This is a genomic window from Pseudomonas vancouverensis, assembly GCF_004348895.1.
Lineage (GTDB): Bacteria > Pseudomonadota > Gammaproteobacteria > Pseudomonadales > Pseudomonadaceae > Aquipseudomonas > Aquipseudomonas vancouverensis.
The window spans coordinates 95,170-105,312 of sequence record NZ_RRZK01000014.1 but is presented as its reverse complement, the minus strand read 5'-3'; the positions used below and the strand labels follow the sequence as shown (position 1 = coordinate 105,312).

Annotated in this window: 9 protein-coding genes; 6 read left to right on the top strand and 3 right to left on the bottom strand. The window is 61.9% G+C overall.

Going from position 1 to position 10,143, the window contains the following annotated elements:
• The first annotated feature begins 433 nt into the window (after positions 1 to 433).
• The 6 genes from paaA (at position 434) to paaZ (ending at position 6,393) form a co-directional block, all read left to right on the top strand.
• Entirely contained in the window at positions 434 to 1,423 is a 990-nt protein-coding gene (gene paaA, locus EIY72_RS12995) for a 1,2-phenylacetyl-CoA epoxidase subunit PaaA (protein WP_093216999.1), read from the top strand.
• A 28-nt stretch (positions 1,424 to 1,451) separates the two neighbouring features.
• Positions 1,452 to 1,733, top strand: a complete 282-nt coding sequence (paaB, locus tag EIY72_RS12990) for a 1,2-phenylacetyl-CoA epoxidase subunit PaaB (protein ID WP_007943393.1) — start codon at positions 1,452 to 1,454, stop codon at positions 1,731 to 1,733.
• A gap of 8 nt (positions 1,734 to 1,741) precedes the next feature.
• Positions 1,742 to 2,503, top strand: coding sequence for a 1,2-phenylacetyl-CoA epoxidase subunit PaaC (gene paaC / locus EIY72_RS12985; RefSeq protein ID WP_093216995.1), 762 nt, complete (start codon positions 1,742 to 1,744; stop codon positions 2,501 to 2,503).
• Positions 2,490 to 3,023: a 1,2-phenylacetyl-CoA epoxidase subunit PaaD gene (paaD, locus tag EIY72_RS12980; RefSeq protein WP_093216991.1), complete on the top strand. Its 534-nt coding sequence runs from the start codon at positions 2,490 to 2,492 to the stop codon at positions 3,021 to 3,023. Before paaC ends, paaD begins: the two co-directional genes overlap by 14 nt.
• A gap of 34 nt (positions 3,024 to 3,057) precedes the next feature.
• Positions 3,058 to 4,134, top strand: a complete 1,077-nt coding sequence (gene paaE / locus EIY72_RS12975) for a 1,2-phenylacetyl-CoA epoxidase subunit PaaE (RefSeq protein WP_093216989.1) — start codon at positions 3,058 to 3,060, stop codon at positions 4,132 to 4,134.
• A gap of 204 nt (positions 4,135 to 4,338) precedes the next feature.
• Complete coding sequence (gene paaZ, locus EIY72_RS12970; protein ID WP_093216984.1) at positions 4,339 to 6,393, top strand: phenylacetic acid degradation bifunctional protein PaaZ; 2,055 nt, start codon at positions 4,339 to 4,341, stop codon at positions 6,391 to 6,393.
• Between the two features lie 170 nt (positions 6,394 to 6,563).
• On the opposite strand, the gene EIY72_RS12965 is transcribed toward paaZ, so the two are convergent.
• From EIY72_RS12965 to EIY72_RS12955, 3 genes are read right to left on the bottom strand one after another with little or no spacing between them, the layout of a single operon-like run.
• On the bottom strand, positions 6,564 to 7,472 hold the full coding sequence (locus EIY72_RS12965; RefSeq protein WP_093216981.1) for a helix-turn-helix domain-containing protein: 909 nt from the start codon (positions 7,470 to 7,472) through the stop codon (positions 6,564 to 6,566).
• The gene (locus EIY72_RS12960) at positions 7,469 to 8,887 is read right to left on the bottom strand and encodes an aminotransferase (protein WP_093216976.1); all 1,419 of its coding nucleotides are present in this window, start codon (positions 8,885 to 8,887) and stop codon (positions 7,469 to 7,471) included. Before EIY72_RS12960 ends, EIY72_RS12965 begins: the two co-directional genes overlap by 4 nt.
• Positions 8,888 to 8,944: 57 nt before the next feature.
• The gene (locus EIY72_RS12955; RefSeq protein WP_093216971.1) at positions 8,945 to 10,051 is read right to left on the bottom strand and encodes a polyamine ABC transporter substrate-binding protein; all 1,107 of its coding nucleotides are present in this window, start codon (positions 10,049 to 10,051) and stop codon (positions 8,945 to 8,947) included.
• Positions 10,052 to 10,143 lie beyond the last annotated feature (92 nt).

Below are 10,143 nucleotides of genomic sequence, written 5' to 3'. Positions count from 1 at the left end.
TAGGCCCCGTCGGCAGGCTGAGTGGAGGGGTTTATCCGGGGGTGGGAGCGCAGCGACCGTGCGGCGAAGCCGCACACATCGAGAGGAGGTGCAGCGAAGCAAACCGTAGGCGATGCCCCCGGATGAATCCCGGAGCGAAGGAACCCGAGCCACGGCGAGGGCCGAACGCTGGGGCAAGACTTTTTGGTTCCTTTTGTGTCGTTTGACAAAAGGGACTCGCCGTAAGGGCGAAACCATAAGCAGCCGTTACCGCAGCAACGGATATGCACACAAAGCACAAAGCACAACGCACAAAACAAGAACAACAATCGACCACTCATCCCAAAGCGATACAAAAACACATACGACACGATATTTTCCGTTTGATATTAATTTCTGTATCGCTTATAAAGTTCCCAATGCCCCAGAACAGATTCCAGGCGGGAACACAAAAATGTACGCACAGCTCGTAGAAACCGGCGTCAAGCGCATCAAGGACCTCTCGGAGATGTCCGAAGAGGAACGCGCATTCCAGGAAAAAATCGATTCAGAAATCAAGATCGAAGCCAAGAACTGGATGCCAGATGCCTACCGCCAGACCCTGATCCGGCAGATTTCCCAGCACGCCCACTCCGAAATCGTCGGCATGCTGCCCGAAGGCAACTGGGTCACCCGCGCGCCTTCGCTCAAACGCAAACTGCAACTGATGGCCAAGATCCAGGACGAAGCCGGTCACGGCCTGTACCTGTACAGCGCCATGGAAACCCTGGGCGCCGACCGCGATGAAGAAATCGCCAAGCTGCACAGCGGCAAGGCCAAGTACTCGAGCATCTTCAATTACCCGACCCTGAACTGGGCCGACATGGGCGCCGTGGGCTGGCTGGTCGATGGCGCCGCGATCGTCAACCAGGTGGTGCTGCAACGCACCTCCTACGGTCCGTACTCGCGGGCGATGATCCGTATCTGCAAGGAAGAGAGCTTCCACCAGCGCCAGGGCTACGAAATCCTCCTGACCATGATGCGTCATGGCAATCAGGCGCAAAAAGACATGGTCCAGGACGCGATCAACCGCCTGTGGTGGCCGTCGCTGATGATGTTCGGCCCGAGCGACGAACACTCGCCGAACAGCGCGCAATCCATGGCCTGGAAAATCAAGCGCCAGAGCAACGACGAACTGCGCCAGCGCTTCATCGACCAGACCATCCCGCAACTCGAATTGCTCGGCTGCACCTGCCCGGATCCTGACCTGAAGTGGAACGCCGAACGCGGTCACTACGACTTCGGCGAGATCCAGTGGAACGAATTCTACGAAGTGCTCAAGGGCAACGGCCCGTGCAACCAGGAACGTGTCGCCACCCGCCGCAAGGCGATGGAAGACGGCGCCTGGGTTCGCGAAGCCGCCGTCGCCCACGCCCGCAAAAAACAAAACAAGAACGCCGCCTGATTCGGCCACCTGATCTGGAGACACCGCCATGTCCGAATGGACCCTTTTCGAAGTCTTCGTGCGCAGCAAGCACGGCCTGAACCACAAGCATGTCGGTAGCGTGCACGCCGCCGACACCACCATGGCCATCGAAAACGCCCGCGAGCTGTACACCCGTCGCAGCGAAGGCGTGAGCCTGTGGGTGGTGCCGTCGGCGCTGATCACCGCTTCGTCGCCGGATGAAAAAGACCCGCTGTTCGATCCGTCGGACGACAAGGTGTATCGCCATGCCAGCTTCTACGAGCTGCCGGCCGAAGTCGGGCACATGTGAGGTCGACCATGGACAACAAGACTGATCTGATCGAATACCTGCTGCGCCTCGGTGACAGTGCCCTGATCCAGGGCCAGCGCCTGTGCCAGTGGTGCGGCAAGGCCCCGGCCCTGGAAGAAGAGCTGGCGCTGATGAACGTCGGCCTCGACCTCGTCGGCCAGGCGCGCAACTGGCTGGAATATGCCGCCGAACTGCTGGGCGATGGCCGTGATGCCGATCACCTGGCGTTCCGTCGCGACGAGCGCGCCTATCGCAACCTGCTGCTGGTGGAACAACCCAACGGCGACTTCGCCGTGACCATGCTCAAGCAGTTCCTCTACGACGCCTGGCATTTGCCGGTGTTGCAGGGGCTGAGCCAGTCCAGTGACGAACGCCTTGCCGGCATCGCCGCCAAGGCGGTGAAGGAAGTGACCTATCACATTCGCCGCTCCGGTGAGTGGATCGAGCGCATGGGTGACGGCACCGAGGAAAGCCACCAGCGCATGCTCGCGGCGATTCCTGAAGTCTGGCGTTTCACCGTCGAGCTGATCGCCGCCGATGACAGCGAACAGCGTCTGTGCGCCGCCGGCATCACCCCGGACATCGCCAGCGTCGCCGCGCAATGGCAGGCAAAGGTCGAGGCGATTTTCGCCAGCGCCACCCTGCCCGTCCCGGCTGCAGCGAACTACTTCTACCTCAATGCGCGCAAAGGCCTGCACACCGAACACCTGGGCATTTTGCTGGCGGAGATGCAGTTCCTGCCACGAGCGTACCCCGATGCAACCTGGTGATCTGATCGCCAGCGACCTCGGCGCCCGGCCGGCTCAACCGACCGACCTGGCAGCCGCGTGGGCGATCCTGTCGGAGGTCATGGACCCGGAAGTGCCGGTGGTCAGCGTGGTTGACCTCGGCATCGTCCGCGATCTGGACTGGCAGGCCGGTCATTTGCACGTGGTGGTCACGCCGACCTACTCCGGTTGCCCCGCCACCGAAGTGATCGAGAGTGACATTCGCGAGGCGCTGGAACTGGCCGGATTCAAGGCGCCGCAATTGGAGCGCAAATTGACCCCGGCCTGGACCACCGACTGGATCAGCGCCAGCGGCCGTGAACGCCTGCGCGCCTACGGCATCGCGCCGCCCGAGGGCAGTTCCAGCAAGCGCAGCCTGCTCGGCGAAAGCCCGCAGGTGCTGTGCCCGCAATGCGGCAGCGCCCACACCGAGGTGCTCAGCGAGTTCGGCTCCACCGCGTGCAAGGCGCTGTACCGCTGCGTCGATTGCCGGGAACCGTTCGACTATTTCAAGTGCATCTGAGCGGCGAGTCGCCCGTCTCAGCTGGAGAACAACAATGAGCAAATTTCACAGCCTGACCATCAAGGACGTGCGCGCCGAGACCCGCGATGCGGTGTCCATCGCCTTCGAGATTCCCCAGGAGCTGCAAGACAGTTTCCACTTCACCCAGGGCCAGCACCTGGTGATGCGTACGCATCTGGACGGCGAGGAAGTGCGTCGCTCCTATTCGATCTGCACCGGGGTCAACGACGGTGAACTGCGCGTGGCGGTCAAGCGTGTGGCCGGCGGGCGTTTCTCTGCGTTCGCCAACGAACAGCTCAAGGCCGGACACACCCTGGAAGTCATGCCACCGGCCGGCCACTTCTGCGTCGAGCTCGACCCGGCACGCCACGGCAACTACCTGGCGGTGGCCGCGGGCAGCGGCATCACGCCGATCCTGTCGATCATCAAGACCACCCTGGAAACCGAGCCCCACAGCCGCGTGACCCTGCTCTACGGCAACCGCTCCAGCTCCGGCGCATTGTTCCGCGAACAGCTCGAAGACCTGAAAAACCGCTACCTGCAACGCCTGAACCTGATCTTCGTGTTCAGCCGCGAGCAGCAGGACGTCGACCTGTACAACGGCCGGATCAACGCCGAGAAATGCGAGCAACTGTTCACTCGCTGGCTGGACGTCAAAACCCTTGATGCGGCCTTCATCTGCGGCCCGCAGGAAATGACCGAAACCGTGCGCGACAGCCTCAAGGCCAAGGGCATGCAGCCCGAGCGCATCCACTTTGAACTGTTCGCCGCCGCCGGCAGCGAGCAGAAACGCGCCGCCCGCGAAGCCGCCCGTCAGGTGGACGCTGCTGTCAGCCAGATCACCGTGATCAGCGACGGCCGCGCCCTGGCCTTCGACCTGCCGCGCAACAGCGTGAGCATCCTCGATGCCGGTAACGAGCAAGGCGCGGAACTGCCCTACTCGTGCAAGGCCGGCGTGTGCTCGACCTGCAAGTGCAAGGTCATCGAAGGCGAAGTGGAAATGGACAGCAACCACGCCCTGGAAGACTACGAAGTGGCCGCCGGTTACGTGCTGTCGTGCCAGGCCTTCCCGATCAGCGACAAGGTCGTGCTGGATTTCGACCAGCTCTAAAAATCTCTCGAATACCTGTGGCGAGGGAGCTTGCTCCCGCTCGGCTGCGCAGCAGCCGCCCATCCGCTGAATCCGGTTTTTCTAAAGAACCGATTCCTGCATTTTGGGGTCGCTTCGCAACCCAGCGGGAGCAAGCTCCCTCGCCACAGTGCAGCTCAGTTTATTCGGCATCGCGCCATGCCTATTTTGATTCCAGGAGCCAACATGTCCCAAGCCCCTACCCTGCAAAGCTTCATCGCCGGTCGCTGGATCGGCCAGCAAGGCGCACAAATCCTGCGCAGCGCCATCGACGGCCATGAAATCGCCCGTACCCACGAAGAGCGCCCGGACTTCGCCGAGGCCATCGAACATGGTCGCCGCCAAGGCGTCAGCGGTCTGATGGCGCTGGACTTCCAGCAACGCGCCCAACGCTTGAAGGCCCTGGCCCTGTACCTGGCCGAGCGCAAGGAACAGCTCTACGCGATTTCCCACCACAGTGGCGCGACCCGTGCCGACAGCTGGATCGACATCGAAGGCGGCAACAGCACCCTGTTCACCTACGCCAGCCTCGGTTCCCGCGAGCTGCCGTCGGGCAACGTCGTGCACGAAGGCCCGGCCCTGCAACTGAGCAAAATGGGCTCGTTCGCCGGTACCCACATCCTGGTACCGCGCGGTGGTGTGGCCGTGCACATCAACGCCTTCAACTTCCCGATCTGGGGCATGCTGGAAAAGTTTGCGCCAAGCTTCCTCGCCGGCATGCCGTGCATCGTCAAACCAGCCAGCGCCACCAGCTACCTGACCGAAGCCGTGGTGCGCCTGATGGACGAATCCGGCCTGTTGCCGGCCGGCAGTCTGCAACTGATCATCGGCGGCACCGGCGACCTGCTGGACCGCCTGCAAGGCCAGGACGTGGTGACCTTCACCGGTTCCGCCGACACCGCGGCCAAACTGCGGGTCAACCCGAACCTGATCCGCAACTCGGTGCCGTTCACCGCCGAGGCTGACTCGCTGAACTGCGCCATCCTCGCCCCGGACGTGACCCCGGACGACGAAGAGTTCGAGCTGTTCATCAAGGAAGTCGCCCGCGAGATGACCACCAAGGCCGGGCAGAAATGCACCGCCATCCGCCGCGCCATCGTCCCGGCCAAACACATCGATGCAGTCGCCACACGCCTGCGCGATCGTCTGGCCAAGGTCGTGGTCGGCGACCCGTCGGTGGAAGGCGTGCGCATGGGTGCTCTGGCGTCCCACGATCAGCAGAAAGACGTCGCCGAGCGCCTGGAAATGCTGCTGCAGAGCAGCGACCTGCTGTTTGGCGCTCGCGACGGTTTCGAGCCGCGCGGCGTGAACGTCGACAAGGGCGCGTTCTTCGCCCCGACCCTGCTGCAAGCCCGCGACCCGCATGCCGAAGGTGGCGCCCACGACATCGAAGCCTTCGGTCCGGTCAGCACCCTGATGGCTTACGATGACATCGACGAGGCCCTGGCCCTGGCCGCTCGCGGCAAGGGCAGCCTGGTCGCCAGCCTGGTGACCAAGGATCCAAAAATCGCCGCCAAAGCCGTTCCGGTTGCCGCCGCCCTGCACGGTCGTCTGCTGGTACTGGACCGTAACTGCGCCGGCGAATCCACCGGTCACGGCTCGCCGCTGCCGCAACTCAAGCACGGCGGCCCGGGTCGTGCTGGTGGCGGTGAAGAGCTCGGTGGCCTGCGCGCGGTCAAGCACTACCTGCAACGCGCCGCGGTACAAGGCTCGCCGACCATGCTGGCAGCCGTCACCGGCGAATACGTGCGCGGCGCCAAGGTCATCGAGACCGACGTGCACCCGTTCCGCCGCTACTTCCAGGACCTGCAGATCGGCGAGTCGCTGCTGACCCACCGCCGCACCGTCACCGAAGCAGACCTGGTCAACTTCGGCTGCCTGTCGGGCGACCACTTCTACATGCACTTCGACGACATCGCCGCCAAGGAATCGCAGTTCGGCAAGCGCATCGCCCACGGTTACTTCGTGCTGTCGGCAGCAGCGGGTCTGTTCGTCTCCCCTGGTGTAGGCCCGGTTCTGGCCAACTACGGCCTCGACACCCTGCGCTTCATCAACCCGGTGGGCATCGGCGACACCATCCAGGCGCGCCTGACCTGCAAGCGCAAGATCGACCAGGGCAAGAAGAGCCCGCAGGGCGTTCCGCAAGGCGTAGTGGCATGGGATGTGGAAGTGACCAACCAGCTGGGTGAACTGGTGGCGAGCTATGACATTTTGACGTTGGTGGTCAAACGCGAGGATTGATCTGAAGCCCCGGTTGACCACACATCTGTGGTCAACCAACCCTCACCTGTAGGAGCGAGCATGCTCGCGATGGAGGTCAACGATTACGCGGACTGCCTGACAGCACGCGTCGTCGAGACGTTCTTCGCGAGCATGCTCGCTCCTACAGGGTTATGAGTGAGTCAGAAAGATCAGTGCCTGCGCAACCACTCGATAAACAGCGCAAACAACTCCGACTGCGAACCCACTTCCAGCTTCAGATACAGATTCTTGCGGTGCATGCGCACGGTTTCCGGGGAGATGCCCATCTCGCTGGCCGTGGATTTCACCGAATGCCCGCGCAGGACCATGTGCGCCACTTCCCGCTCGCGCTCGGTCAGCAGGTCGCTGCCGAAATGCTCGAACGCCGCTTGTACTCGATGCTTGAGATCATCGCGTAACCCCTGATCCTTATCACACTCGATCTCGTGCCGACGCAGCAAGCCACGCTGGCTGAATTCACTGATGAATTCCCGCACCAGCGGCTCCACGGCGCGCAGCAGATTGAGCTGATCCAGGCTCAGGCATTCGCCGCCGTAACCTTGAAACAGGCTCACGGAAATCTTCGTGTCGTTGCCGGTATCGACGATGTAATAACTGTCTTCCGAGCAACCGGCGTTCAGGTAATAGGCCTTGTAGTAGTCACTGTCGAAGAAGCTGTCCGGGGCGATTTCTTCCAGGTGATAAAAGCCCTGGGCCAGGCCCTGCTCCACCGCCAGGCAGAACGGATCGAGCAAATAGCCCCCGGAAAAATAGCGCTCCAGCAGCGAGACCTGATACGCCTCGGCAATGCCCAGTTGATGCAGCAACTGCGGGGCGCGATCCTTGCGCTCCAGGCTGATCATCATCGACTCCACCGACACCAGTTGCGCCAGGGCCGAGGCCAGGTATTGCAAGGCGTCAGGCTCGTCGATATGGGCGAATGCCTCGCGCATTCCCCCATGCCATTGGTGCAATGCCCCGAAGGGCATTGCGATCAGTGTGTTGTCGTCTGGTTTGCTCATGCCCCGCAGTCTAGCGGGTGCAGCGGCCCCTGGTAAAAGCCTGAATGGCAAATTCATTGGCCGCCATACTGGCCGCTGGCTTGCAGCTCGGCGGCGACTTCAATGATGCATTCGCGCAGGGTTTCGACGATTTCATCGACCTGGGCCAGCGTCAGGATCAACGGCGGCGACATCACGTTCAGGTGCATGATCGGCCGCACCAGCAAGCCCCGAGCCTGGGCGCGCACGTGAATTTTCTCGCCAATGTTGACCTCGTCCGGGAACAACGCCTTGCTGCGTTTATCGGCGACGAACTCCACGCAGGCCATGAGTTTCTGGCAGCGCACGTCGCCCACCAGCGGCAAGTCGCGCAGGGTTGCCAGGCGTTCTTCCAGATAGGCGCCGACGGTATCGACGTGGGCCAGCAGGTGTTCCCGCTCGATGATCTCGATGTTCTTCAGCGCCGCGGTGCAGCACACCGGGTGCCCGCTGTAGGTGAAACCGTGGGTGAAGCAGCGACCCTTGCCCGGCTCGGCGATGACTTTCCAGATGCGCTCGGAAAAGATGCACGCGCCCAGCGGCAGGTAAGCCGAAGTCAGGCCTTTGGCGGTGGTGATGATGTCCGGCTGCACATCAAACACGTCGTAGGAGGCGAAGAACTTGCCCAGGCGTCCGAACGAGGTCACCACTTCGTCGGCGACGAACAGGATGTCGTAGCGCTGGCACACCTGCCACATGCGCTTGAGATAACCCTGCGGCGGAATGATCACCCCACCCGAGCCCATGATCGGCTCGGCGAAAAACCCGGCGACGTTGTCGGCGCCGATCTCCAGGATCTTGTCTTCGAATTCCTTGACCAGGAATTCAAGGAACTGCGCCTCATTCATACCGTTCGGCGCGCGGTACGGATTCGGGTTGGAGACGTGGTGGATCAACGGGTTGGCGTAGTCGAACTCCGGCACCCGGTCGGCGGCCTTGTTGCCGATCGACATGGTCAGCGTGGTCGAGCCGTGATAGGCGTTGAACCGCGCAATGATGTGTTTCTTGTGCGATTTGCCACGGCAGTTCTGGTAGAACTGGATCAAGCGGTAGGCGGTGTCGACGGCCGTGGAACCGCCAGTGGTGAGGAACACATGATCCAGGTCGCCCGGCGCCAGGCTGGCGAGTTTCTCGCACAACTCGATGGCCACGTTGTTGGACATGTCGGAAAACGGATTCGAATACGCAAGCTGCCGTACCTGATCGGCGATGGCCTCGGCCATTTCCTCGCGACCGAGGCCAATGTTGGTGCACCACATGCCGCCCACGGCGTCGAGAAAGCGGTTGCCATGGGTGTCGTAGATGTAGGCGCCGTCGCCGGCGACTATGTTCAGCGAGCCCTGTTCGGCGTGCTCGTCGAACATGTGGTAGCCGTGCATGTGGTGGGCCTTGTCGGCCTTGACCAGTCTGGTTTCGTCCGCTGGCGAAAATGCGGTGCGTGTTGGAGTCGCCATAAATAAACCTCTAACCGAATGAACTAACGATCAATGGACGTCGGGGGTGCGTCAGTGTCAGATGCCGCTTTTTACCGTGCTCCAGACCCGGGTGATGGCGCGCATGTCCTTGGCGTCCTGGGTTTTCTGCGGGAACAGGCGTTCGCGGGTTTGTGCGTCGGGGTAGATCGCCGGGTTGTCGCGCACTTCGGCGGTCAACAAAGGCGTGGCCGCCGCGTTGCTGTTGGCGTAGTTGATGAAGTCACTTACGTCGGCCATCACCTGCGGCTGCATCAGGTAGTCGAGAAACTTGTGGGCATTGGCGACGTGGGTCGCATCGGCCGGGATGTACATGTTGTCGAACCAGATCAGCGAACCTTCCTTGGGAATGAAGTACGCCAGGTTGATCTGCTTCTTGGCTTCGTTCGCACGGGCCATGGCGGTGGCGTAATCGCCGGACCAGGTCATGGCCATGCACACGTCGCCATTGGGCAGGCTGGTCAGGTAATTGACCGAGTCGAACTTGCGGATGTACGGCCGTACCGACAGCAGCAGGTCTTGCGCGGCTTTCAGGTCCGCCGGTGCAGCGCTGCGTGGGTCGCGCCCCAGGTACGTCAGGGCCATGGGGATGACTTCGGTCGGCGCATCGAGCAAGGTCACCCCGCAGTCGGCGAATTTGGAGACGATCTTCGGATCGAAAATCATCGCCAGCGAACCGATCGGCGCGTCCGGCATGCGCTCCTTGATCTTGTCGACGTTGTAGGTCACGCCGTTGCTGCCCCAGGTGTAGGGCGCCGAATACTGGGTGCCGGGGTCATAGCCTTGCAGGTCTTCGAGGATTTTCGGGTCAAGGTTGGTCCAGCCCGGCAGCTGTTTCTTGTCCAGCGGCTGGAACACCTTGGCCTTGATCAGCGGCGGCGCGAGGGATGCGTTCAGGACGATCAGGTCATAACCGGAGTGACCGGTGAGCAACTTGGCCTGCACCGTTTCGTAGGAATCGAAGGTGTCGTAGACCACCTTGATGCCGGTGGCCTTTTCGAAATCGGCGATGGTTTTCTCGCCGATGTAATCCGCCCAGTTGTACAGCCGCAGCGTGTTGCTGTCGTCCACTTGAGCGGCGTAGGCATTCAATGTCAGGGGTACAACAAACAGACTGGAAATCACCTTAAGCAGCGTCTTGCCCATAGCAAATGCACCTTATAGCGAGTTCGGCTCTGGATGAGCGGATGCCCCTACTATTGGCGGATTCACCCAACGCAGCCATACCCCGAATGGGT

What these genes read in the sequence shown, in the direction of transcription:
- paaA (WP_093216999.1), top strand. Translation starts at nt 434, where the DNA reads ATGTACGCACAGCTCGTAGAAACCGGCGTCAAGCGCATCAAGGACCTC.
- paaB (WP_007943393.1), top strand. Translation starts at nt 1,452, where the DNA reads ATGTCCGAATGGACCCTTTTCGAAGTCTTCGTGCGCAGCAAGCACGGC.
- paaC (WP_093216995.1), top strand. Translation starts at nt 1,742, where the DNA reads ATGGACAACAAGACTGATCTGATCGAATACCTGCTGCGCCTCGGTGAC.
- paaD (WP_093216991.1), top strand. Translation starts at nt 2,490, where the DNA reads ATGCAACCTGGTGATCTGATCGCCAGCGACCTCGGCGCCCGGCCGGCT.
- paaE (WP_093216989.1), top strand. Translation starts at nt 3,058, where the DNA reads ATGAGCAAATTTCACAGCCTGACCATCAAGGACGTGCGCGCCGAGACC.
- paaZ (WP_093216984.1), top strand. Translation starts at nt 4,339, where the DNA reads ATGTCCCAAGCCCCTACCCTGCAAAGCTTCATCGCCGGTCGCTGGATC.
- EIY72_RS12965 (WP_093216981.1), bottom strand. Translation starts at nt 7,472, where the DNA reads ATGAATTTGCCATTCAGGCTTTTACCAGGGGCCGCTGCACCCGCTAGA.
- EIY72_RS12960 (WP_093216976.1), bottom strand. Translation starts at nt 8,887, where the DNA reads ATGGCGACTCCAACACGCACCGCATTTTCGCCAGCGGACGAAACCAGA.
- EIY72_RS12955 (WP_093216971.1), bottom strand. Translation starts at nt 10,051, where the DNA reads ATGGGCAAGACGCTGCTTAAGGTGATTTCCAGTCTGTTTGTTGTACCC.